20 protein-coding genes and 1 tRNA gene are annotated in these 24,035 nt (G+C 66.8%); 9 read left to right on the plus strand and 12 right to left on the minus strand.

Annotation, left to right across the window (positions count from 1 at the left end):
• Positions 1–6: 6 nt before the first annotated feature.
• Entirely contained in the window at positions 7–1,557 is a 1,551-nt protein-coding gene (locus G6N58_RS26165) for an acyl-CoA synthetase (RefSeq protein ID WP_115280902.1), read from the plus strand.
• On the opposite strand, the gene G6N58_RS26170 is transcribed toward G6N58_RS26165, so the two are convergent.
• Genes G6N58_RS26170 through G6N58_RS26190 form a run of 5 tightly spaced genes read right to left on the minus strand, consistent with a single transcriptional unit; the run spans position 1,520 to position 6,587 of the window.
• The gene (locus G6N58_RS26170; RefSeq protein WP_232068011.1) at positions 1,520–2,125 is read right to left on the minus strand and encodes a PaaI family thioesterase; all 606 of its coding nucleotides are present in this window, start codon (positions 2,123–2,125) and stop codon (positions 1,520–1,522) included. The two genes, G6N58_RS26165 and G6N58_RS26170, sit on opposite strands and share 38 nt — an antisense overlap.
• Positions 2,122–3,417, minus strand: coding sequence for a TRAP transporter large permease (locus G6N58_RS26175; protein ID WP_115280901.1), 1,296 nt, complete (start codon positions 3,415–3,417; stop codon positions 2,122–2,124). Before G6N58_RS26175 ends, G6N58_RS26170 begins: the two co-directional genes overlap by 4 nt.
• On the minus strand, positions 3,414–4,007 hold the full coding sequence (locus tag G6N58_RS26180; RefSeq protein WP_163908429.1) for a TRAP transporter small permease: 594 nt from the start codon (positions 4,005–4,007) through the stop codon (positions 3,414–3,416). Before G6N58_RS26180 ends, G6N58_RS26175 begins: the two co-directional genes overlap by 4 nt.
• The gene (locus tag G6N58_RS26185; RefSeq protein ID WP_163908431.1) at positions 4,004–5,017 is read right to left on the minus strand and encodes a TRAP transporter substrate-binding protein; all 1,014 of its coding nucleotides are present in this window, start codon (positions 5,015–5,017) and stop codon (positions 4,004–4,006) included. The genes G6N58_RS26180 and G6N58_RS26185 overlap by 4 nt, the downstream gene beginning before the upstream one ends.
• A 10-nt stretch (positions 5,018–5,027) precedes the next feature.
• Positions 5,028–6,587 carry a class I adenylate-forming enzyme family protein gene (locus G6N58_RS26190; RefSeq protein ID WP_163908433.1) on the minus strand — a complete coding sequence of 520 codons (1,560 nt, stop codon included), beginning with the start codon at positions 6,585–6,587 and terminating at the stop codon, positions 5,028–5,030.
• Between the two features lie 210 nt (positions 6,588–6,797).
• On the opposite strand from G6N58_RS26190, the gene G6N58_RS26195 reads away from it, so the two are divergent.
• Positions 6,798–8,633, plus strand: a complete 1,836-nt coding sequence (locus tag G6N58_RS26195; protein WP_147289422.1) for a thiamine pyrophosphate-binding protein — start codon at positions 6,798–6,800, stop codon at positions 8,631–8,633.
• Between the two features lie 7 nt (positions 8,634–8,640).
• Here G6N58_RS26195 and G6N58_RS26200 read toward each other — a convergent pair whose 3' ends face one another.
• Positions 8,641–9,846 (minus strand): branched-chain amino acid ABC transporter substrate-binding protein, encoded by a 1,206-nt coding sequence (locus tag G6N58_RS26200; protein ID WP_276016876.1) that lies wholly within the window; start codon positions 9,844–9,846, stop codon positions 8,641–8,643.
• Between the two features lie 479 nt (positions 9,847–10,325).
• On the opposite strand from G6N58_RS26200, the gene G6N58_RS26205 reads away from it, so the two are divergent.
• From G6N58_RS26205 to G6N58_RS26220, 4 genes are read left to right on the plus strand one after another with little or no spacing between them, the layout of a single operon-like run.
• Positions 10,326–11,615: a branched-chain amino acid ABC transporter permease gene (locus G6N58_RS26205; RefSeq protein WP_115280896.1), complete on the plus strand. Its 1,290-nt coding sequence runs from the start codon at positions 10,326–10,328 to the stop codon at positions 11,613–11,615.
• 10 nt (positions 11,616–11,625) lie between these two features.
• Complete coding sequence (locus G6N58_RS26210) at positions 11,626–12,615, plus strand: branched-chain amino acid ABC transporter permease (protein WP_115280895.1); 990 nt, start codon at positions 11,626–11,628, stop codon at positions 12,613–12,615.
• Positions 12,608–13,609 carry an ABC transporter ATP-binding protein gene (locus G6N58_RS26215; RefSeq protein WP_115280894.1) on the plus strand — a complete coding sequence of 334 codons (1,002 nt, stop codon included), beginning with the start codon at positions 12,608–12,610 and terminating at the stop codon, positions 13,607–13,609. Before G6N58_RS26210 ends, G6N58_RS26215 begins: the two co-directional genes overlap by 8 nt.
• Positions 13,606–14,397, plus strand: coding sequence for an ABC transporter ATP-binding protein (locus G6N58_RS26220; RefSeq protein ID WP_115280893.1), 792 nt, complete (start codon positions 13,606–13,608; stop codon positions 14,395–14,397). Before G6N58_RS26215 ends, G6N58_RS26220 begins: the two co-directional genes overlap by 4 nt.
• A 62-nt stretch (positions 14,398–14,459) precedes the next feature.
• On the opposite strand, the gene G6N58_RS26225 is transcribed toward G6N58_RS26220, so the two are convergent.
• Both G6N58_RS26225 and G6N58_RS26230 read right to left on the minus strand, forming a co-directional pair.
• Entirely contained in the window at positions 14,460–15,806 is a 1,347-nt protein-coding gene (locus tag G6N58_RS26225; protein WP_115280892.1) for an ABC transporter substrate-binding protein, read from the minus strand.
• Between the two features lie 162 nt (positions 15,807–15,968).
• Complete coding sequence (locus tag G6N58_RS26230; protein WP_115280891.1) at positions 15,969–16,595, minus strand: two-component system response regulator PdtaR; 627 nt, start codon at positions 16,593–16,595, stop codon at positions 15,969–15,971.
• A 109-nt stretch (positions 16,596–16,704) separates the two neighbouring features.
• On the opposite strand from G6N58_RS26230, the gene G6N58_RS26235 reads away from it, so the two are divergent.
• Positions 16,705–16,781 (plus strand) — tRNA-Leu (locus G6N58_RS26235).
• A 12-nt stretch (positions 16,782–16,793) separates the two neighbouring features.
• Here the strand turns inward: G6N58_RS26235 and G6N58_RS26240 are convergent.
• A complete protein-coding gene (locus G6N58_RS26240) occupies positions 16,794–19,541 on the minus strand; it encodes a M4 family metallopeptidase (RefSeq protein ID WP_147289421.1) in 2,748 nt (915 codons plus the stop codon).
• Between the two features lie 117 nt (positions 19,542–19,658).
• The gene (locus tag G6N58_RS26245; protein ID WP_115280889.1) at positions 19,659–20,672 is read right to left on the minus strand and encodes an oxygenase MpaB family protein; all 1,014 of its coding nucleotides are present in this window, start codon (positions 20,670–20,672) and stop codon (positions 19,659–19,661) included.
• Between the two features lie 63 nt (positions 20,673–20,735).
• Here G6N58_RS26245 and G6N58_RS26250 point away from each other — a divergent pair, with 63 nt between their 5' ends.
• Together G6N58_RS26250 and G6N58_RS26255 are read left to right on the plus strand one after the other, a co-directional pair.
• Positions 20,736–21,347, plus strand: a complete 612-nt coding sequence (locus G6N58_RS26250; RefSeq protein ID WP_115280888.1) for a TetR/AcrR family transcriptional regulator — start codon at positions 20,736–20,738, stop codon at positions 21,345–21,347.
• A 59-nt stretch (positions 21,348–21,406) separates the two neighbouring features.
• Positions 21,407–22,669, plus strand: a complete 1,263-nt coding sequence (locus G6N58_RS26255; protein ID WP_115282052.1) for an adenylate/guanylate cyclase domain-containing protein — start codon at positions 21,407–21,409, stop codon at positions 22,667–22,669.
• Here the strand turns inward: G6N58_RS26255 and G6N58_RS26260 are convergent.
• On the minus strand, positions 22,640–23,440 hold the full coding sequence (locus tag G6N58_RS26260) for a nitrilase-related carbon-nitrogen hydrolase (RefSeq protein WP_115280887.1): 801 nt from the start codon (positions 23,438–23,440) through the stop codon (positions 22,640–22,642). The genes G6N58_RS26255 and G6N58_RS26260 overlap by 30 nt on opposite strands.
• 82 nt (positions 23,441–23,522) lie before the next feature.
• Positions 23,523–24,026 carry a Dps family protein gene (locus G6N58_RS26265; RefSeq protein WP_115280886.1) on the minus strand — a complete coding sequence of 168 codons (504 nt, stop codon included), beginning with the start codon at positions 24,024–24,026 and terminating at the stop codon, positions 23,523–23,525.
• Positions 24,027–24,035: the final 9 nt, after the last annotated feature.

Consider the following 24,035-nt stretch of genomic DNA (forward strand, 5'->3'; position numbering starts at 1 on the left):
CGTCGCATGTACCCCGGACATCACGCAGCTGTGCGCCCTGACCACCCCGCGATCGTCATGAACGGTTCGGGCGAGGTCACCACCTACGCCGAACTGGAGCGCGAGTCGGCACGATTGGCCCGGTACCTGCACCAGTCGGGCCTGCGGATCGGAGACGGAGTCGTACTGGTCTCCCCCAACCACGCGATGTGCCTGATCGTGTACTGGGCCGCGGTGCGCAGTGGGCTCTACGTCACGGCGCTGAACTTCCACCTGGGCGCTGACGAGGGCTTGGCAGTGATGGCGAACTGCCGGCCGCGCGCACTCATCGCCTCGGCCGATTGCAGCGCGTTGGCCGCCGCGCTGGCGTGCGGCACGCCCACCCTGGAGGTCCGACTGTCCTTCGGAGGCGTCGTGGACGGGTGCGCCGACTATGACGATGAGCTTGCCGGTGTGTCAGCCGAACCACTGGCACATCAGCCGCGCGGTGCCGACATGCTGTACTCCTCGGGGACCACCGGCGGCATTCCCAAGGGCATCCGGCCGGCACTGCCCGACCGCGAGGTGCACGAACCGGGTGACCCGATGGTGACCTCGTTCGGCCCGCGCTACGGCTTCGCCACCGATACCGTCTACCTGTCCCCCGCACCGCTGTATCACGGCGGTCCGCTGCGCTTTGCCATCGTGGTGCTCGCCCTGGGGGGCACGGTGGTGGTACTCGAACGGTTCGACGCCGAGACCGCACTGGCGGCGATAGATCGTCACCGGTGCACACACAGCCAGTGGGTGCCCACGATGTTCGTCCGAATGCTGAAACTGCCCAAGGTGGTTCGAGATCGGTACGACGTGGGCTCCATGCGGTGCGCCGTTCACGCCTCGGCCCCGTGCCCGGTCGAGGTGAAGCGCGCGATGATCGAATGGTGGGGCCCGGTCCTCGAAGAGTATTACGCCTCGCAGGAGGCTGCCGGCATCACCATGATCTCCAGCCGGGACTGGCTGACACACCCGGGCTCGGTGGGACGTCCGGTGCTCGGCGAGATCAAGATCTGTGACGCAGACGGGGCGGAGCTGCCGCCCGGGTCCACCGGCACCATCTACTTCGCCCGCGACGAGGTGCCGTTCGTCTACCACGACGACCCGGAACGCACCCGCAAGGCGCAGCACCCCGAGCACGAGAGCTGGAGCACCCCAGGCGATATCGGTTACGTCGACGAAGACGGCTTTCTCTATCTCACCGACCGGGCCGCCTTCATGATCATCTCCGGCGGTGTCAACATCTACCCGCAGGAGATCGAGGACGAACTGGCACTGCATCCCGAGGTGTACGACGTCGCGGTGATCGGGGTGCCCGACGACGACCTCGGCGAGACGGTCGCCGCCTTCGTCATCCCCGCACCAGGTTCGGTGGCCGACGGCGAACTCGAACAGCGCATCCTCGACCACCTCGGCACCCGCCTGGCGCGCTACAAGATGCCACGTCGCGTCGAGTTCGTCGACGAGTTGCCCCGCACCCCGACCGGCAAATTGGCGAAGGCGGGTCTCATCGCGCGCTACCGCACACCGGCGCAGAAGGCCTGAGCTCGACCCACAGACCGCCCGCACCGGCCAGCGCCTGCCCGTCGAGCGTCAGCTCACCCTCCAGGAAACGCTTACGGCCCTCGACGGCGGCAACGCGGCAGAAGAACTGCAGTTGCCTACCCCAGGGCACCGGGTGACGGAAGTCGAGGTGCAGGTACGCGGTTCGCGCCATGGACCGGGGCGCCGCATTGGCCAGGCGTCCCAGAAGATCGTCGAAGAGAAGGGCGATGGCGCCCCCGTGCACCGCGCCGACGCCGTCGAAGTGACGCTCGATGGTGGTGACGCCGAACAGTTGCTCACCGTCGCCACCGGTGATGGTGTGCCGCGGTGTCAGGCCGCGGTCCCGGATCCCGTATCGCGGGTCGACCGTGAGCGCGGCGACGGCGTCCGGCTCCCCGGGGTCGAGCGCCGAGTCCACCAGCCGGTCGGCGACCCGGTCGAGCTCGTGCGCACATTCCCGCAACACCTTCGCGTCACCGCTGACACCGACCAGGGCGTCACGCACCCGACCAGACGCGGCCACCACGGCCGCGAACGCCGCCATCAGGTCATCTCTGTCGGTGGTCATCCGACGATTTCCGGCAACCACATACTGAATGTCGGCCACAGCGTGGTCACGATCAGAACCGCCAGCGCGGCCAGATAAAAGGGAACCAACGGTTTGACCACCTGGTCGAGACGGACGCCGGCCAACCGGCAGGACAGGAAGAGGTTTCCGGCGAATGGCGGTGTGATCATTCCGATCTCGAGGTTCAGCAGCATGATGGCCGCGAAGTGCAGCGGTTCGATGCCCATGGATGTAGCGACGGTTGCGAAGATGGGGGTGAGCACCAGGATGCTGGTGTTGGTCTCGAAGAACATCCCGATCAGCAACAGGACGATGTTGGTGATGAGCAGGAACAGCAGTGGGCTGCCGATGTTCTCGCTGACGAATGCGCTCAGCGAGGCCGGGATCTGCAGATTGGTCACCATCCGGCCCGCCACACTGGCGAACGAGATGAGCACCGAGAGAATGGCGCTCATCAGCGCGGCGCTCTGGAACAGTCCCCAGAGCCCGCGGGCCTTGATGCCCCGGTAGACGAATACCGAGACCAGCAGACCGTAGAGCGCGGTGACCCCGGCTGCCTCGGTGGGCGTGAACAGACCACCGTAGATGCCGCCGAAGATCAGTACCGGCATTCCCAGCGCGGGCAGCACCCGCCAGGAGGCCCGGCCGATACCCGCGACGTATTCGGCCACCGGAGGCCGGGCGGTGCGATCGTGGGCGCGGCGACTCTGGAAGTAGTTGACGATGCAGAACAAGACGATGAGCGCCAAAGCCGGTGCCACAGTGGACAACCAGACGTCGGCGATCGACAGACCCGCGGTGACCGCGTAGAGAATCCCCGGCACACTCGGCGGGATGAGAATCCCGATGAAACCTGCTGCCCCGATGAGGGCGGCGCTGTAACGACGGTCGTAACCGGCCTTGTCCATCTCCGGCATCATGAAACCGCCGACGGCGGCAATGGTCGCGATGGAAGAACCGCACACCGTGCCGAACAACGCCGACGCCGTTACCGCGATGGCCCCGATGCTGCCCCGCAGATGCCCCACGAACGCCGCGGCGAACCGCACGATGGCCGCGGACACCCCGCCGCGGGCCATCAACATCCCGGCCAGGACGAAGCCGGGGATGGCCAGCAGCGGGAAACTGTCCAAGGCCACCGTTGCGACCTGCGGTACCTCGCGGACATCGGTGCCCGCGATCAGCAAGGTAGTCAGTGCAGCACCGCCGACGGTCACACCGAAGGGCACCTTGAGGACCAACCCCACGATCAGCAGGATCACGAAGACGCCGAGCAACGCAAGGGGATTCACGGCACCGCCTGTTCAGCGGAGTCCGCCCTGGTGAGCAATTCGTCGGCCAGCGGCTCATTGAGCAGCACCGCGACATAATGGAAGACGCTGGTGACGGCGGCCACCAACAGTGCTGCGCCCACCGTCCACATCGGCAATCCCATCACCACCGACACGGTGCCGACCTCGAGCAGGAACATCACCTGCTGCACACACAGCATCGCGAGATAGGTGAAGAAGCACGCGGCCAGGAACGCCGACGTGCGCTGGACGGTGAGGATGACCCCGGGCGCGCGGTCGGGCGTGGTGACCCGCTCGACGATGGGGGTCAGGACGTCCACGCGGATCTCCTCCTTCCAGTGCACCGCGGCTGCCCCACCGAGGAACGACGACCAGATGAACAGGTATCGACTGGCTTCGCCGGGCCAGGACAGGCCCAGATCCAGTCCGATGCGGGTGCCGGCCTGCACCAGGATCAGCACCACCAGCAGGATCAGGCCCACCGTCGCGACCGCGAGTTCGGTCCGGGCCAGGATTGCACTGATCCGCCAGACCACCCGACGGACACCGGATGTCTTCGGAGCCGAGCCGAAGAGGACCTCAGAGGTCACTGCGCACCGAGTGTGGTCTGAATCTGCTCCATGATCTCGGGGTCGAAATTGCCGGCGGAATCGGCCCAGACCCGCTCGGCCTGCTCACGCAGGACGCCGGCGGCCTCGGGAGTCAGTTCGCTGAAGACGATTCCGCCGTCTTCGAGCTTCTGACGGTTGGTCTCCACATCCTGGATGTTCTGCTCCACCTCGAAGGCTGCGGCCTCGGTCGCAGCGTCCTGCACCACCTGGCGGTCGGCTTCCGACAGACCCTCGAAAGCCTGCTCGTTGATGACGAATCCGACAGCGCTGTAGGCGTGGTTGGTGATGGTCATGTACTCCTGGGCGTCCCCGAAACCGAAGCTTGCGGTGAGGTTCACGCCGTTCTCCTGACCGTCGACCAGTCCCTGCTGCAGCGAAGTGAGGGTCTCGGTGATGGGCAGAGGAGTGACCCGGGCGCCGAGGGCTTCGAAGTAGTCGATGAGCACCGGCACCTGGGTGACCCGCAGGTTCAGTCCCTCGATGTCCGAGGCGTTCTCCACGGGCCGAACGGAGTTGGACAGTGCGCGAAAGCTGTTGTCCCCCCATGCCAGTACCCTGATGCCGTGTTCGGCGAGCTTGCCGGCGCTGTACTCACCGAGGAACCCGTTGTAGTAGTGCTCCTTGACCTGATCCATGTCGGTGAACAGATACGGCAGGCCGGCCACTGACACGGCAGGCTCGACGCCGCTGAGGCCGAAGTCGCTGATGATGCCCATGTCGAGGGTCCCGCGCTGGATGGACTCCGACATGGTGAACTCATCCCCCACCACCCCGTTGAGCTGCAAGGTCACCCGGACGCGACCGTCGGTGCCCGATTCGACAGCCTCTTTGAACTGCTCGGCTGCCGGTGTCATGGCGTTGGTGGGTGCCGCTGCCGATCCCAGCGTCAGGGTGGTGGAACCGTCATCGCCACCCGAACCGCCGCAGGCTGTCACCACACAGACGGTCACGGCGCCGGCGATCAGCCCGGTCAGTACTTTTCGCTTCATCGTGTTTCCTTCATTGCTCGGCGTTGTCACGGATGCGCACCAGGCGGCGCAGGATCTTCCCGGTGGGGCTCTTGGGGAGTTCGTCGACGAGGTCGACGACACGAGGCACCTTGAATCCGGCGAGTTCTCGCCGGCAATGCGACTGCAGATCGGCAACATCACAGCGGGCGCCGGGCTTGCAGGCGACGACTGCACGCACGATCTCACCCCAGTGCGCGTCCGCCTGCCCCACCACTGCCACCTCGGCGACGGCCGGATGCATCAGCAAGACGTTCTCCACCTCGGAGGGGTAGACGTTCTCCCCACCGGAGATGATCAGATCGTTCTTGCGGTCGGCCAGGAACAGGTAGCCGTCCTTGTCGAGGCTGCCCATGTCGCCTGCGGTGCACCAGCCGTCCGGGTGCAGTGCCTCGGCGGTGGCGTCAGGGCGGCCGCGGTATGCGGTCAGCAGCACCGACTCACCGCGCACCCACACCTCCCCGACCGTGCCCGCCGGCACGGCCTTTCCGTCCGGGTCCCGGATCTGCACCTGCATCCCGATGACCGGCCGCCCCACCGAGGACTTCTTGTCGGGTGGATCGCCTGGCCGCAGCGAGGACACGATGCCGGTCTCGGTGGCACCGTAACCCTCGTTCACCGAACACCGAAGATGGCTCTCCACCTCGTCTTTGAGTGCGGCTGAGATCGGAGCCGACCCGCACAGAAAGTGCTTCAGGGACCCCAGGTCATGGGCACTGGCGCGTTCCTGTCCCACATCGACCAGCCGCTTGAGCATGGTGGGCACCACCGAGGTGTGGGTGATGCGTTGCGCGGCGATGGTCGCCAGGATGGCCTCGGGATCGAAGCTGGGTCCCGGCGCGATCACGTTGGTGGCCGCCGCCATGACGCAGCTGATGCCGAACCAGGTGCTGTTCGAATGGAACATCGGCATGACCGTGAGGAACCGGTGGTCACGCTCGCTGGGTGCGCCGTATTCGGCGATCAACGACAGGCCGTTGCGGATGAGTCCGCGGTGCGACACCAGGGCCCCCTTCGGCGCGCCGGTGGTTCCGGAGGTGAAGCCGAGGAAGAACGGCGTCTCCGGATCGACCGGACGCCGGTCGGTGGATCGCCCCCCTCCTCGGGTCAGCCACGTGTCGTAAGGGACTGCCCAGTCCGGGATCTCATCCGGACGGCCGATGACGACGTACTCAAGGGCGCGGTCGGTGAGGCGCTCACGTGCAGCGGCGACCACGGGCAGGAAGCTGGTCTCGGTGATCAGGATCAACGGCTCCGACACCGCGATCACGTGGCAGAGTTCACGTTCCACCGATCGGAAGTTGACCGGGGCGGCCGTCACACCGCAGCGGGCCATGCCGAACCAGAGATCGACGATCTCGCCGCAGTTGCGTAGCAGGAACGCACACCGATCCTCCTGCTGCAGACCCGATGCCTGCAGCGCCCGGGACACCAGTGCCGACCGCCGGTGAAGGTCGCCGTAGGTCACCGACCTCTCGCCCTGCACCCAGGCTTCCCCGTCGGGGTTCTTCGCCGCTGCCTGGTCGAGGTAGTCGGCCAGCGTCAACAACATGGCATCTCCTTCGGCGTCCCCGGAGCGGATGACAGAGCGATCGCTCGGGATAGCGTCTAGCATCATCATACGATCCTGTGATGTCAATCACCTGATTTCCGCATCTTGACCAGCTTTCGCGGTAGCGTGGCTCGAAAGCACTGCTACCGACCCAGATCAACGCGCCATCAATTGTTCAGCTTTTCTGATATTTGCACATTGGACATCCACGTGGATGACAGCGGAGAGGACACCGACATGCCCAAGAACTGGCCCGCAGAACTGGCCGTACGGGCTCTTCAGCGAGAAGGTGTCGAGGCAATGTTCGGCCTCCTCGGCGGACACATCAACCCCATTCAGGACTTCGCGTACCGGGCAGGCATCGAGATCTTCCAGATGCGCCACGAGCAGGCCGCGGTGCACGCCGCCGACGGGTACGCCCGCACCACCGGACGCCCCGGCATCGCATTCGCCACCGCCGGTCCCGGCATGACCAACACCGTCACCGCCATGCACATGGCCTACGGCGCGCGCACCCCGATCGTGTTGTTGCTGGGTGGGCACAAGCTACGCGAGGACGGGCGCGACACCGCGCAGGAGGCCGACGCGAAGTCGGTGCTGTCATCGGTCACGAAGTACTTTCAGCGTGTCACGCTGCCAGAACAGGCCGACCTGTTCATCAAGCGTGCGTTCCGGGAAGCGATGACCTATCCCTACGGACCGGTGGCACTCGAGTTCCCCGTCGACGTCTTCAATTACGAGCCGATGGCCGCCACCGACCAACTCGGTTACGTGCCCGGAGACGCCAGTCCGGTGGGCAGACCGCCGGCCTTCGACGGTGACCCCGACGCCGTCACCCACGCGTTCGAATTGATCGAGTCGGCACAACGTCCCGTCATCCTGGCCGGTGACGGCGTGCACTGGGATGGCGCCGCCGAGCAACTGCGCACGTTCGCCGAGACCATGTCCGTGCCGGTGAATCTGCGTCGCCACGCCCGCGGCGCGCTGCAGGAGACACATCCCCTGGGCGTGCCCGCGGCAATCCGTAAGCAGGTGCTGGCCGAGGCCGACGTGGTGGTGGTACTCGGCATGCACCTGAACTACTTCGAGGGGTTCGGCGATTGGAAGAGCGATGCCACCTTCATCCAGATCAGCAAGCACCCCAGCGATATCGGTGTCAATCTTCCCACGGCCGTCGAGATCACCGCGGACATCCGTTCGGTGCTCAGACAATTCAATGCGATAACCGAGACATCCGGCCGCCGGCGCAGCCCCGGACCGTGGCCGCAGCGCACGGCGGAGCTCGCAACTCGGTGGCGCGCCGACAGGGACGCCGATGTCAACCGCCGTCGCGACACAACTTCCCGGATCCACCCGGCAGTGTTCTCCCAGGAACTCGCCCAGTGCCTTCCTCCGGAGGTTCCGGTCATCTTGGATTCCTTCACCGCCTCCGGATACGTTGTGCAGCATCTGGATCCGACCGTCACCGGCCAGGTGATGGATGCCGGGCTGTCGGCGGCGTTCGGGCACGGGATCGGCATGGCGATCGGTGCGTCGGTGGCCCGCGGCTACCGTCCGGTGGTGTCGGTCCTCGGTGACGGCGGAATCGGCCTGGGCGGCGGCGACATCGAGGTCGCGGTCCGCTACGGCATCCCCGTGGTGTTCGTGGTCTACAACAACAGCGCCCTGTGCGGTGGGCTCGAGCTCTACGCCTATGGCGACGACTACTCGGTGCTCGGCCCCAATGCCCGCGGGGGTTTCGACGTAACCCGCGACATGCCCTACGAACAGATGTGGGAGCTGATCGGCTGCCACGGCGAGCGGGTCGAGTCACCAGGGCAGTTCCCCGCTGCGCTCGAGCGCGCGCTCATGTCCGGGAAGCCGGCGGTGATCAATGTGCTGGCCGACCGCGATGCGCAACCCGGTTTGTACGAGACACACCACGCCAAGGACATGTTCTGGCACCTGCCCGCCGACGAGGTGAAAGAGCCTGTGCGGCTGCGCCATCACGAGCAGCTCTACGAACGGTTCCACGCCGGGCGCAAGCTGGTCGACGACCTGGGCTGAGCGTGCGCTACTCCTGCACCCGGTAGATCCACACCATGGTGGTGGTCAGTTCACCGGTGTCGGTCCACTGGTAGCGGCGCTGCAGACCCTGACCGTCGTAGTTGCGCACGAACTCCAGCAGCGCCGGGCGGGTGATGGCACCGGAATCGATGCCCCGCAACAGCACGGTGCCCAGGTCGTAACCGCCCGCGCTGAACGGTCCAGGCTCCGTGCCGAAGCGCGCGGTGTACTCCTCGACGAACCTTTCCGGCACGGGAGCGCACGAGCACGACAGCACCGAATCCGCCGCTGCCCCACCGGCTTCGGCGATGAACTGGTCGTCCTTCACGGCGTCCCCACCGACGAAGGAGGCGGTCACGCCGGCGTCGCGGAGTTGCCGGACCAGCGTCGCCGCCTGCGCGGCGTATCCGGAGAAGAACACCGCGTCGGGACTCTGCGACTGGATGGCGCCCACCACGTCGGAGATGGACTGTTCGTCGTCCCCGCGCAATGAGGCAGCACAGCGCGGATCGGCCGCACCGCCCAGGGTGTCGCGGACCGCGGTCGCCAGCCCCAGTCCGTACTCGGAGCCGTCGTCCACGACGCAGACCCGCTCGCTGGCCAATTCGCGCCGCAGGTAGTTGCCGACAGCGGTGCCCTGGACACCATCGTTGCCCAGCCCTCGGAAGAACGTGCGCCAGCCGTTGTCGGCCAACCCCACCGCTGTCGCCGAGGCCGTGACCGCGACCATGCCGGCGTTGTCGAAGATGGCGCCGGTGGATTGCGCGTCCTGCGAGAGCTCGGGGCCGATCATGCCGATGGTGAAGGCGTCGTTGACGATCTGCCGACCGACCTCCTCGGCCCGGCCGGGATCGCCCTGGGTGTCGAAGGTCTTGAGCTGGACCTGGCAGCCGGGGTTGGCGTCGTTGTGTTTGTCGACCGCCAGCTGGATACCGTTCTCGATGTCGACGCCGGGCCCGGAGTCCACCCCGTCCACGGCACCGGCGACGGCAATGGACAACGGCGGGCAGATGGCGTCGCCACTACCGGCCGGATCGGCGGGAGCAGGCGGATCCGGCTGCGCGGAGACGGTTTTGCCGGACTGATCGATCTGGGCGACGGCCACGATCCGCAGATCCCCGCTGGAACTCCGGCCGGAACACCCCGTCACGATCACCACGGCTGCCACCGTCAGCACGATTCCCAACGTCGTGCTGACGCTGCGACCGCGCAATGTGCACCCTCCGGAGTCGATCACCCGCTTCGACGGTAAACATAGTCAACGATCACCCGTCATGCGGGGAGTAGACGCCGGCGGCGCGCCCGAAACCGGACGGGTTCAGAAATCGAAGCGGCCGTGCTGGGTGGACTCGCGGTGTGTATCCGGCGTCAGGTTGGCGATTCCGGCGATCGCCAGCACCGCCATCAAGACCAGGAAAGCGATGAGAATTGTCATGTGTCAAGGCTGCATCCAGCGACGATGCCGCAGCAGTGGCAGAAGTGCCAGACACCTGCAAAATCACGCCAACGTTGTCTCCAGGTACACGAAACACAACCGATACATCCGAGAAATAGCCTCACGCCACTTCTTGCGCCCGAAACTTATACAGTCCCGACCATCGCTTCATACCCTCGGAAGACCAACCACAACGGAGGTTCAGTAGTGCGCTCAGGTTCGTCGAGGAGAACGCAGCGCGCCGGGCAGGTCGAAGGGTGAAGCACTTGTTCTTCGTGCGCGCCGTCCTGCTGACGGTGTTCGCAGCATGGGCCGCACTGTTGTGCGCCGGCCACGCGGGCGCCGAACCGGCGCCCGACACCCAGACCGAGACAGCCACCGTCGCCGGCCGGCTGGTGAATTCCGGCGAACCTGTTGCGGGGGCGACGGTGCAGGCCCTCGACGACGCGGGCACCGCCGCCGGGTCCGGGGAATCGGGTGACGACGGTCGCTGGACGTTCGAAGTCCCGGTGGGCTCCTACACCTTCGAGGTGGTGCAGGACACCCTGCCCGAGGGCGTCAGCGTCCAGGGCACCGTGAACCGCGAGATCACCGCCGGGCGCACCAACACCGTCGTCTTCACCTTCGGTGAGGTGCGCACCTCGATCGAGACCCCGCTCTACGAGCGGATCATCCGGCTGGCCATCGACGGGCTGCGGTTCGGCCTGGTGATCGCCGTGGCGGCCATCGGGCTGAGCCTGATCTTCGGGACCACCGGCCTGACCAACTTCGCGCACGGCGAGCTGGTCACCATCGGAGCGGTGTTCGCCTGGGTGTTCAACGTGACGTTCGGTATGCCGCTGCTGCTGGCCTCGGTGCTGGCGATCGTGGTCGGCATCGGTGTGGGCTGGCTGAACAACGCCGGGGTGTGGAGACCACTGCGAAGACGCAGGGTGGGTCTGATCCCGCAGCTGGTGGTCTCCATCGGCCTGGCCATCAGCCTGCGCTACCTCATCCTGGCCCTGTTCTCGGATCGTTCGCAGGCGTTCGCGGACTACCCCGTGAGTGCCGAACGCCAGTGGGGACCCGTGGCCATCACCGACATCAACCTGATGACGATCATCATCAGCGTCGTCGTGCTGGTCGGGGTGGCACTGATGCTGCAGAAGACCGCTATCGGCAAGGCCATGCGCGCGGTGTCGGACAACAAGGACCTGGCCGCGTCATCGGGTATCAACGTCGAGCGGGTCATCACGCTGGTGTGGTGCCTGGGCGGCGCGCTGGCCGCCCTCGGTGGCGTGCTCCTGGCGATGTCGGAACTGGGCGGGCGCGTGCAGTGGGAGATGGGCTTCAAACTGCTGCTGCTGATGTTCGCCGGCATCACCCTCGGTGGTCTCGGTACCGCCTACGGCGCGCTGCTGGGCTGCATCGTGGTGGGTCTGCTGGTGCAGTTGTCGACCCTGGTGATCAACCCGGACCTGAAGTATGTCGGAGGCTTGCTGATCTTGATCGTCATCCTGATCGTCCGACCCCAGGGCATTTTGGGTTCCCGAGAAAGAATCGGGTGAGGACTGACCCATGGACATCCTAGGAGCTTTTCAGGTCGCGCTGGCCCAGCTGATCGGCCCGTCGGCCATCTTCTATGCGCTGCTGGCGATCGGACTCAACCTGCACTTCGGCTATACCGGTCTGCTCAACTTCGGCCAGATCGGCTTCGCGCTGGTGGGCGGCTACGGCGTCGGTGTCATGACGGTCACCTACCAGCAGCCGCTGTGGGTGGGGATCCTGGTGGGTCTGGCCGGGGCGGGCCTGCTGGCGGTGCTGCTCGGCATCCCGACGCTGCGCCTGCGGGCGGATTACCTGGCCATTGCCACCATCGCCACCGCCGAGGTGCTGCGACTGGTGTTCCGCTCCACCGTGGCCAACCCGGTCACCGGGTCCACCAACGGCCTGTTCGGCTATGCCGATCCGTTCACCAGATTCAGCCCCTTCGACTCCGGCAAGCAGTACTCGCTGCTCGGCCTGCGCTTCGTCGGCGACGACCTCTGGGCCATGGTGGTGGGCTGGACGCTGGTGCTGGTGCTGTGCGGCTTCGTGTACCTACTGACGCACAGTCCGTGGGGCCGCGTGCTCAAGGCCGTGCGCGAGGACGAGGACGCTGCGCGCGCGCTGGGCAAGAACGTCTTCGTCTACAAGCTGCAGGCCCTGGTGCTGGGCGGCATGATCGGCGGCCTGGGTGGCGTGTTCAACGCCTTGCAGACCAAATCGCTGCACCCGGACTTCTTCTCGACCGCGCAGACGTTCTACGCGTTCGGGGCACTGCTGCTCGGGGGCGCGGCCACCGTGTTCGGACCGGTGATCGGCGCCATGCTCTTCTGGTTCCTGTTGGCCATCCCGGATGCGTTGCTGCGCCAGGCGATCGCCGGGCCCGACCCGCTGCTGCCGTTCACCGATGCCCAGGTGGGTGCCATCCGCTTCATCCTGCTGGGCATCCTGATCGCGCTGCTCATGGTGTTCCGACCACAGGGCATCCTGGGCAGCAAACGAGAGGTGCAACTCGATGGCTGACACCGAATCCGCCCGCAAGGTGCTCTCCGCCGACGAGCGCGCCGCGATCTTCAGCGGCATCGACTCCGTTCCCGGATCGGCCAAACCCGATCCGGTGATGGTGGTGGACAACATCTCTCGCTCGTTCGGCGGTCTCAAAGCCGTCGACGTCGAGCACCTCGAGATCCAGCGCGGTTGTATCACCGGGTTGATCGGACCCAACGGCGCGGGCAAGACCACCTTCTTCAACCTGATCACCGGATTCGACCGGCCCGACACCGGCTCCTGGACGATGGACGGCGTCGACTTCCACACTCAGCGGCCCCATCAGGTGGCCCGCAAGGGTGTGGTGCGCACGTTCCAGCTCACCAAGGCGCTGTCGAAGATGACGGTGCTGGAGAACGTGCGGCTCGGCGCGTCCCAGCAGAGTGGTGAACGGATCCTGAATGCCCTGCTGCCCTTCACCTGGCGCAAACAGGAAGCGGCCATCACCGAACGTGCGCGTGCCATGCTCGCCCGGTTCAAGCTCGACGCCAAGGCCGACGACATGGCGGGTTCACTGTCCGGCGGGCAGCGCAAGCTGCTGGAGATGGCCCGGGCCCTGATGTCCGATCCCAAGGTGGTGATGCTCGACGAGCCGATGGCCGGCGTGAACCCCGCGCTGACCCAGAGCCTGCTCGAGCATGTGAAATCGCTGCGCGATGACGGCATGACGGTGGTGTTCGTCGAACACGACATGGATGTCATCCGCGAGATCAGCGACTGGGTGGTGGTGATGGCGCAGGGTTCGGTGATCGCCGAGTCCCGGCCGGACGACCTCTCGTCGAACACGGCGGTGGTCGATGCCTACCTGGGCAGCCACCACGATCAGGCCCTCGAATTCGACGACGAGGGCAATCCCACCGGCGCCACCGCCGAACTCGCCGAACAGATCGAGGCGGCCGAGGCCCAGGCCCTGGAGTCCGGCGGCGACCTGTCCGACGATCCGAGTACCACCGAAGGCAGCAAGTCATGACCGAACGCACTCCCGCCGAACTGGCCGCGACCCCGGAGGAGCACCAGCGCCTCGCCGAGGGCGCGCTGGTGCGCGGTGACCGCCTGATCGCCGGATACGTGCCCGGCGTCGACATCCTGCGCGGCTGCGACTTCTACCTGCGCGACGGTGAGATCGTCGGCATCATCGGCCCCAACGGCGCCGGCAAGTCGACTCTGCTCAAGACGTTGTTCGGGCTCATCCCCGTGCGTTCGGGCTCGGTGTCGCTGCGCGGTGAGGACATCACGTCGGCGCCGGCCCACGTACTCGTCACCAAGGGCGTGGGTTACGTCCCGCAGAACCGCAATGTGTTCCCGTCGTTGACCATCGAGGAGAACCTCGAGATGGGGATCTACCTGCGCCGGTCCAAGTTCGCCGAACGCTTCGACTTCGTGAGCGAGCTGTTCCCTCTGCTCTCGGAACGGCGCAAGGTCAAAGCCGGCGCACTGTCCGGTGGCGAGCGGCAGATGGTGGCGATGGGTCGGGCGCTGATGATGGAGCCGTCGGTGCTGCTGCTCGACGAGCCCTCCGCGGGCCTGTCCCCCATGTTCCAGGACGAGGTGTTCATCCGCTGCAAGAAGATCAACGCCGCGGGCGTCTCGGTGATCATGGTGGAGCAGAACGCCCGCCGGTGCCTGCAGATCTGCGACCGCGGTTATGTGCTGGACCAGGGCACCAACGCCTACACCGACAGCGGGCCCAACCTGATGAAGGACCCGAAGGTCATCGAGCTGTATCTCGGCACATTGGCGGGCAGCCGCGAAACCTGATCTCAGACAACAGAAAACGGGCCGGAGCTTAATGCTCCGGCCCGTTTCTTGTCGGTACTGACTCAGCCCTCGACGACGATGTAGTCCTCGGTGGTGAGCTTGTTGTCCGGCCCGAACAGCAGGCTGCCGTAGGAACCGACCGACGGCTCACCGGCCGGCCCGAAGGCCAGCTGACCGGTCACACCGTCGTAGTCGATGTCGGTTCCCGCGCGGATCAGGTCGCGGCACTGCACGAAGGTGGTGCACTTCTCGCCGTCGGCGGTGACCGCGTTGATGTTGGACGCGATGTCCACACCGGCGGTCGACTTGGCCTGCTCGGCAGCCAGCGCGGCGATCATCACCGCGTCGTAGGACTCACCCGCGTAGTTGAAGTCCACCAGTGCGGGATCAAACGCCAGCAGGCGCTGCTCGAACTCCGGGCCGACGTCGGTCAGCGGGGTGGTGCCCTTCATACCGGCCAGCAGGCCCGGGCCCATGCCCTCACCCAGCGCGTTGCCCATGTTGCCGTCGGTGCCGTAGGTCAACATGCCGTCTGACGGGCCGATGCCCACCTCGTGCATACGGGTCAGGATCTTGGCGGTCTCCTCGAAGCCGATCACGGCCACGGCGTCGGGGTTGAATTCCTTGACCTGGTCGACCTCGGCATTGAACGACTGTGCGTTCGGGTCGTAGATGATCGTGGTGATCTGATCGGAGGCGATGCCCGCGGCCTCGAGATCGCTGGCGGTGTTGCGCGCCAGGCCGGTGCCGTATGGGTCGTTGAGCGCCATGATGGCGACACGCTGGGCACCGTCACCGGTGATCAGCTGGGCCAGCGCCTGGGCCTGCAGCACGTCGGTGGGGGCGGTACGGAAGTACATGCCCTTGTCCGGATAGCAGACGAACTGATCGGAGGTGTTGGCCGGGGAGATCTGCACGACGCCCGCGCTGGCGATCTTGTCGATCACCTTCAGTGACACCGCGGACGACGCGGCGCCGATGATGACGTCGACGCCCTCGGCGAGCTGGCGGTCCACGGTGGCGTTGGCGGTGTCGGTGGTGGTGTCACCCGAGTCGCCGGTGACCAGCCCGACGGGCTGGTCGAGCACACCACCGGCCTCGTTGACCTCGTTGATGGCCACCTGCACACCCGCGACCTCGGGCGGGCCGAGGAAGGCCAGGGTGCCGGTCTCCGGCAACAGCGTGCCGATCTTCAGCGGAGCGGTGTCCGGAGCAGCGCCCGGCGTGGCCTGCGGCGGTTCACAATCCGTCGACACGACCTCAGCCTCGGCGGGAGCGCTGGTGGTGGCGTCGGCGGACTCGGAGGCCGCGGTTTCTTCGGTCGACTCGCTACTGGACGAACAGGCGGTCAACGCGAGGGAGGCGACGCCCAGAACCGCAAAGGCTCGGGCGAGAGTCCCAGTCATCATCGAGAACGCTCCTCAGGATTGGACTTCGGTGTGGTTGCCGGACCCCCCGGGGGCAGCCGACACCAGACGGTAACCCTTTCGGCAGGTACACGACTTCTACAGCCGTGGTCGTGACCAATCCGTTACCAAATCTCCGCGTGATTTAACGCCGCCGTAGCAGTGTCAGCTGGGCTCGGCATCGGCGGGCGGGTCCAGGGTTTCCAGGATCACCTCGGCCACCCGCTTCATGGTGGTCCGGCGGTCCATCGCCGCGCGCTGAATCCATTTGAACGCTTCGGGTTCCGACATGTTCTGCTTGGACTGCAGCAGACCCTTCGCCCGTTCCACCAGCTTGCGCGTTTCCAGCCGGTCGGACAGGTTGGCCACCTCGTTTTCGAGTTGCGCAAGCTCGCTGAAGCGGCTGACCGCCAACTCGATGGCCGGGATCAGGTCGTTGATCGAGAACGGCTTCACCAGGTAGGCCATGGCACCGGCGTCCCGAGCCTTCTCCACGAGGTCGCGCTGGCTGAACGCCGTCAAGATGACGATCGGGGCGATGCGCTTGGCGGCGATCTCGGCGGCGGCGTCGATACCGTCGCGCCGCGGCATCTTGACGTCCATGATCACCAGGTCGGGGTTGAGCTGCTCGGCCAGCTCCACGGCCTCTTGGCCGTCGCCCGCCTCGCCCACCACTTCATAGCCTTCTTCACGCAGCATCTCGGCCAGGTCGAGCCGGATGAGCGCCTCGTCCTCGGCGATGAGCACTCGGTGCGGGGTGACGACGTCGGCGTCGCTCTGTGGCGCGGTCATCCCGACATTGTGTCGTGAGCGCGGGCATTGGGCGAGCCCAGGGCCACATCGGTAACCTCTGACGGTTCGCGCGTGGCCATCCTCTATGGTGGTAACCCGCAGCAGGGACGCCCTCGTATCCCAACTGGCAGAGGAAACGGATTCAAAACCCGTGCAGTGTGAGTTCGAATCTCACCGAGGGCACCACCACTCCCCCGTTCACACGGCGAGGATCAGCACCTCCGCACCGGCGGTCTGCGGCACTTCCTTGATGCCCACCGCGTCGAAGGCGTCCTTGACGGCCTGCAGTTCGGTGTCGGTGAAGTAGTCGGCGGCGGCGTCGACGATCGCCGCGCGACCGTCGACGAACTTCGCGCCCGCGCCCAGGCCGTACATGGACTGGTAGATCACGGTGGCCCACAGGTCGTCGGAGACCGCCTTGGTCCGGGAATCGGTCATCATCTTGTAGGCGGCGTGGCTGAAGATGGTGCTGTTCCAGTGTTCGCCGAAGTCGTCCTGGCTGCCGGTGTAGTAGTCCCGCATGTGCGCGACGTAGCCGGTCCCGACCGAGCGCGGATTGGCCAGGTTGCGGATGGCGTGGAGGGCGGTGTCCTCGCCGATGAGCCAGCGGCCGGAACCGGTCTTGCCCTCGATCAGCACGCCCATGATGTCGGAGTAGGCCTCGTTGAGCGCTCCGGATTCGCCGGTGTCGAGCACCGATTCACCGTCGGCGATGATGTGGCTGATGACGCCGTGGGTGTATTCGTGCGCCACGATGTCCAGGGCTGCCTCGAAGCGCCCGGCGTTGCCGAATCCGAACAGCTGCCGGTCGGGATCCCAGAACGCGTTGGCGTAGCCGAAGAGATAGGTCTGCAACGAGTTCCGCGGGCTGTAGCCGATCGTGGACACCACCTTGGCGCCCTCGCCGTCGATGGAGGTCCGGCCCAACACCGCCAGGTAGTAGTCGTAGGCGGTGGCCATGTTGGCGTGGGCGGAGACCGCCGAGCCGCTGAAACCCCACGGTGGCCGGGTGACCGGATTGCCGGGCCCGATCGGCTGCCCGAATCCGAACAATCCGTAGGCCGTGTCGTGGGTGGAGAGGTTGCGCGGGGTGTCCACCAGCTTGCTGCTGTCGAAGAGGAACCACCACTTGGCCGGTTCGACGTTGATCACCCGGTTCTTGCCCTGCGCGTCGCGGGCGATGGCGCTGGCCGCCTGCACCGAGGCGGAGCCCCCCAGGATGGTGCCGACCTGTTCGCCGTTGGCGTGGATGTAGTAGACGGCCCCGGGGGCGGCCTCGTTGGCGCCGGTGATGGGACGCAGCCCGACCCGCCACACCAGCGTCGGCGCGGTGTCACGGTCGAGTGCCAGGATCATCAGGTCGGTGTCGATGGTGGTGGAGCCCAGCACCTGCTTCACTGCCGACGCGGTGGGCCGCAGGCCTGCCGACTGCAGCAGCCGGGTGGCGGCCAGGGTGGCCGCGGCTGAGCCGGCCCCGGCGTCGGCTGTGGTGTCGACCTCGGGCAGCCCGGGGTTGTAGTAGTTGAACAGGCCGGTGACCGTGCCCGCGCCGTCAGTGGTCACGACGACTTCACTGCCCAGCACGTCGATCCCGTCGATGCTGGGGCGCAGCCGGTAGAACTCCTCGATGACGCCAGTGGCTGCCGAGACGCGTTGCACAGTGATCAAATCCGTTGCGGCGAAGCCACTTTCCGCTCCCAACACCGGGGCGAAGGTGTTGAGGAACGCCGCTGCCCCTGCCGCGTCACGCACCTGCGTGTCGGTGAACTTCCCGCTGATCACCGAGATGCGGCCGCCGGTGTCCATCTGCACCGTCACCGCGCCGGGGCGGGTGACGTCGGGGTTGGCGATGTTGGTGGTGCTGGCGACGTCGACCGAGATGCGCGCCGAGGTGGGCCCGCTCAATCCCAGTAGCTGCCCCAGACCGTAGATGCGCGGCGGGTTGCCCGCTGCGTCGTCGATGGTGACCGTGAAGGTGTCGGTGATGCCTTTGAGGCCGGGCCGCGGGGTGTAGGTGAAGGTGCCGTCGGCGGCGATCGCCACCGTGCCGAAGCGCGCCGGGGTGACGACGGTGTAGGTCAGGGCATCGTCGTCGAGGTCGACGGCGTTGAGCTCCCCGCGCACCACGCCGTCGTCCCCCAGGCTGAGCGTGGGACGGGCCGTGGGTCGCTGGTTGTTCCACGCCGACTGCGTTTGCCGCAGCGCCACCCACATCATCTCCAGCAGCCGCGGCACCGGGAGGGCGGGCATTGGCAGATTGTTGGACAGCTGCCCCAGGCCCACCCAGGACAGGGCGTCGGTGACCATGGACGCGACGGTGACGGGCCGCCTCAGGGCCACCGGCGCCTCGGCGCGGTCACCGGTCGCGGAAAGCGCGGCGACCTGGGCCGCGGGCCGGGTGTCGACCGGCTCGGCTTCGGACTCGCTTGCTTGCGGTTCCTCGGCGGCGGGCTCCTCGGCGTCGGACGGTTGCGCCTCGGAGTCGGTATCGGCGCCGTTGTCCTGCTCTGAGGTATCGGGGCGATCACCTGTACCCCGACGCGGGGAGGTGGTCGGTTCGGCCTCCTGCGCCGCCGGTTCGGACTCGGGTCCGTCCTCGTCGTCGCGGTCGTCGAGGTTGTCGAGGTTGTCGCGGTCGTCGAGGCCATCTGGGTCGTCGGCCGGAGTTTCCTGTTCGGGCTCCGTCTCGACGCTCTCGTCGTCGGCCTCCTCGTCGTCGGAGTCCTCGCCGGCGTCCTCGTCGGCATCGGCGGTGTCGTCGGCGTCCGGCTTCTCTGGTGTCGATTCCTCGGACCCGGTGGCCGTCTCGGCAGTCGAGGTGTCGGTGCCTGCGGAATCGGATTCGGTCTCGGCGGCCGCGATGCCCGGCGCCGCCGCCACCAGACCGGCAGCGAAAACCACCGCAACGCTGCGGCGCACCCCCGTCAGAGCCGCAGTAGACGTCAAAACCGCAGGATTACAACGATGCGACACCACAGAGGACCCCCCACTCACGCCACAGCTGGCAATGAAACCCTAGCGGTTCGGGGCCGATATTTGACGGATTCGACGGCCGCGGTGGACTCAGGCCATCTGCTCCACGGTGTCGCGGCTGCGTTCGGGGTCGGTGCCCAGGACATAGGTGGGTGAGGTCGGCTCGGCGTCGGAACCCCTGACGCGTTCACGGGCGGCGCGGAATTCGGGCAGCGGCCCCATCGCCGCGTGGATGCCGTTGACCACCGACCACACCGCAGTCTGACGCGCCAACCGTTCCAGCGGGTTCGGGTTCCGGTGCATCACCATGGCGGCGGCCCAGCTGGGCAGCATGTCGCGAATCGCCCAGTCGATGACCTCACCACCGGGCGGGCCCAGGTCGCCGCCACTGATGTTCGGGCCGGTGAACATCGCCGCACCGTAGGTCAGCGCCAGCCTGGGCAGATAGGACTCCAGACACGCGAGGGTCTCGGCCTTCGTGGTCGGCAGGTCGGTACCGCCCAGGGCGTGCCCGACCTTGACAAATTCACCGTAGTACTTGTCGATCTTCTTGCCGCGCAACGGTTTCGGGTGGTAGTACTCGTGCGCGGTGGCAATCCCCCAGACCACCGTGGCGTAGTTCCAGCGCAGCCACTCCGGGTCGTCGGCGTCATAGGCCAGCCCGTCGGGGCGGGTGCCTTTGACCGTGTGATGCATGGCGCGCACGGTCTTGGCCAATCGTTCGGCGGTGGACGTGGACCCGTAGGCGGTGCCGGTGAAGAACGACACCGAATGCCCCAGCCGGACCATCGCCCCCTCGGGGTCCATCCGTCCGGTGGCCACACCGTTGTCGTCGCGCTGCGGAATCCTGGAGTGGTCGACACCCATCCAGAAAATCGACGGATCGAACCGCTCGAGATAGGCCGCAGCTTGCAGGCCGAGCACCAGGGCCGGCATGTGGGAGTGCACATGCCAGACCGCGCTGCCGGGTCCGAACCAACCGGGGTCGCCGGTGGGTTCGGCAAAATCCACCCCGCGGAAGTACCGCCCGCGGATCTCGTCGTCGTAGAAGCGCAGGAAACGCTGCTGAATCATCTGGTGGGGCAACGGAGGCAGTAGTTGCATACCGGTCGAGACTACTCTTCTGGATACGCCCGTGGCCAGAATTTGCCCGGCTACGATGTACCGGTGACTAGCCCCACCAGGTGGGCGGGCGTCCCGCTGACCGACCGCCGCATTGAGCGCCGCGGTCTGCTGGTCGCCGCCGCATTCGCGCTGTTCGGCGACGAAGGTGAGAGTGCTGTCTCGGTGCGCTCGGTGTGTCGCGAGTGCTCACTGAACACCCGCTACTTCTACGAGAGCTTCGCCGACACCGACGAACTGCTGGGCGCGGTGTACGACGTGGTCGCTGCAGGATTGGCAGCCGAGGTCGAGTCGGCGATCGCCGCCACCAACGCCGAGGGCGGCGATGATCTCGACCGGCTGCGTGCCGGCATCCGCACCGTGCTGGGGTTCAGCTCGGCAGACCCGCGCCGCGGCCGGGTGCTGTTCACCGAGGCCCGGGCGAACCCGGTGCTGACCGCGCGGCGGGCCATCGCACAGGAGAATCTGCGCCAGCTGGTTCTCAGTGAGCGCGAACAGAAACACCCGGGGGACGCGGCGGTGGCCACCCAGGTGGCGGCCGCGCTCTACACCGGCGCCATGGCCGAGCTGGCCCAGCAGTGGTTGTCCGGCAACCTCGGCGACGATCTCGAGGAAGTGGTGGCCCACACGGTCGCCATGGTTTCCGCCAGCGCCTGACCTGGTCCAACTCGCCGTTGCTCGTCGCCGCCGCGGGCTACGCTGCGCTGGTGGTGACCATGGGACGGCTCAGCGACGGCCGGTTCCGGCACGCGCATCCCTGTGTTCCGGTGCGCAGCGCCCACTACGCCGACTCCGCCGCCCGCCGCTTCCGCGTCCTGAAGATCGCCACCTGGATCGCGGCCACCGTCAGCGCGGGATTTGGCCTCTGGCAGCTGCTCGGCGGCTACGGCACCTGGCAGATCGGCCTCATCAACGTCATTACCGGACTGGCCTTCCTGGCCATCCCGCTGCTGCGACCACTTCCGGATCTGGTGGCCCCCATGGCGTTCGTCGTCGTGGCCTACGGCTCGATCTTCTTCATCACCTGGAATATCGGTACCGCCTCCGGGCTGCAGTTCTACTACCTCAGCTCGGCCTCGGTGCTGGTGCTGGTCCTCGGGATCGAACGCATCACCCTGGCCGGGGTCCTGGCGGGTCTGGGTGCAGTGCTGGTGGTTCTGCTGGAGGTGCTGGTGCCCGACAACGTGGGCGACCAGCCCGAATGGTCACTGCAGGTCGGATTCGTGACCTCGGTGGTGTCGTCGTGCGTGCTGGCATTCGCGACGGTCTGGTACGCCCTGCGCGAGATCGCCCGGGCCGAGGCCGCCATGGAGATGGAATACCAGCGCTCCGAACAACTCCTGGCCAACATGCTGCCCGCCAGCATCGCCGACCGACTCAAGGACCCCGACCGCAAAGCCATCGCCGACCGCTACGACGACGCCTCGATTCTGTTCGCCGACATCGCCGGATTCACCGAGCGGGCCGCCGACACCCCGCCGTGCGACCTGGTCGCCTTCCTCGACCGCATCTACACCACCTTCGACACCCTGGTGGACCGACACGGCCTGGAGAAGGTGAAGACCACCGGCGACTCGTACATGGTGGTCAGCGGGATCCCCCTCCCCCGCACCGACCACGTGCAGGCACTGGCCGACCTGGCACTCGACATGGCCGGCGCCGCAACTGGTCTCACCGACCCGCTGGGACGTGCGGTGTCCATGCGGATCGGCTTGGCCGCCGGCCCCGTGGTGGCCGGCGTGGTCGGCTCGAGCCGCTTCTTCTACGACGTGTGGGGCGACGCGGTGAACGTCGCCTCACGGATGGAGACCACCGACCAGGTGGGCCGCATCCAGGTGCCCGAGGACATCTATCTGCGCCTCAAGGACGACTTTGTGCTCGAGGAGCGCGGCAGCGTCGCGGTCAAGGGCAAGGGACTGATGCGCACCTGGTATCTGGTGGGCCGGCGCTCAGTACAGGTCCAGACGCCGATCGGCTAGCAGGTCCACGTGCTCGGTCAGCGACTTGTCGTGGGTGAGCGCCAGATCCACCTCGGCGAGCACCAGCTCGGGCCCCGGTCCCGCAGCGGCGGCCACCCAGCCGTCGGGGTCCACGATCACCGTGCCGGCCGTCCACGGCTGGCCCCGCTCGACACCGCAGCGGTCGCAGACCGCCACCGCCACCCGGTTGAGCCGGGCGGTGGACATGGCCGTGATCACCTCGCCGGGGCGCTCCCCCTCCGGGCGGGGAAACAAGGGCCAGTTCACCGACGCCACAATGAGTTCGGCGCCGGCGACCGTCACCGCTCGGGTGACTTCGGCGAATTCCAGGTCGTAGCACACCATCATGGCGATGTTGCCGTGCCGCGTCTTGACCACCGGCGGCAGCACACTGCCGGGCGTGAAGACCAACTTCTCCCGGTCCCAGAGGTGCGTCTTGCGGTATCCGGCCACGACGCCGCCCCGGTCGAGCATGACGGCGCTGTTGTAGACGTGTCCGTCGTCGCCGGCCTCGCAGTAGCCCACCACCACGATGGCGTCGCCGGCGGCGGCCGCCCAGTCCGCGAACACCGGAGCTGACGACGGCAACGCCAGCGCCCGCGCTTCGTCGGCGTCGGTGAACATGTAGCCGGTGGTGGCCAGTTCCGGCAGCACCACCACGTCCGCGCCCGCGGCGACGGCACGACCGATCAGGTCGGTGATGGCGGCACAGTTGCCGGCCACATCACCGAATTCGGGGGCGAACTGCGCGCAGGCAACCGACGTCGTCATGCCCACATCCTAGATATGCCCGTGGGGCCCGCCCGGCGAGAGAAGTTCCGGGCGGGCCGCACGGCCCCTCATCCAAGAATCGTCAGACTTTCCGGTTCTCCGACTTGATCAGCCACGCCAGCTTCTCCAGGCCGTCGATCAGCTGGTGCAGGATGTCAGCGGTGCTCGGGTCCTCGGCGTCCACGTCATCGTGAACCGCCCGCAGGGTCGCCACTGCCGCGTAGATCCGGGTCGTGATCAGGTCCACCACCTCGGTGGTGTTGTGTTCGAAAGCCGGGAATTCCGGCAGCGACGTGGTGGCGGCCACGGTGTCGGAACGGCCGTCGGCCACCCCGTCCAGAGCGCGGATGCGCTCGGCGATGGTGTCGCTGCCCTCGCGGGCGAAGTCCACCAGCTCATCGAGTTGCAGGTGCAGATCCCGGAAGTTGGTGCCCACAACGTTCCAGTGCGCCTGCTTGCCCTGAAGATGCAGCTCGATCAGATCGACGAGCACACGCTGCAGGTTGCCGTAGAAGGCCTCGGTGGGGACGAAGCCGGCGATCTCGGCGGCGTCGCGGCGGTTGGTGGTGGTAGCTGTGATGGCCATGGTTCAGGC

The sequence above is a fragment of the Mycolicibacterium tokaiense genome (genome assembly GCF_010725885.1).
Taxonomy (GTDB): Bacteria; Actinomycetota; Actinomycetes; order Mycobacteriales; family Mycobacteriaceae; genus Mycobacterium; species Mycobacterium tokaiense.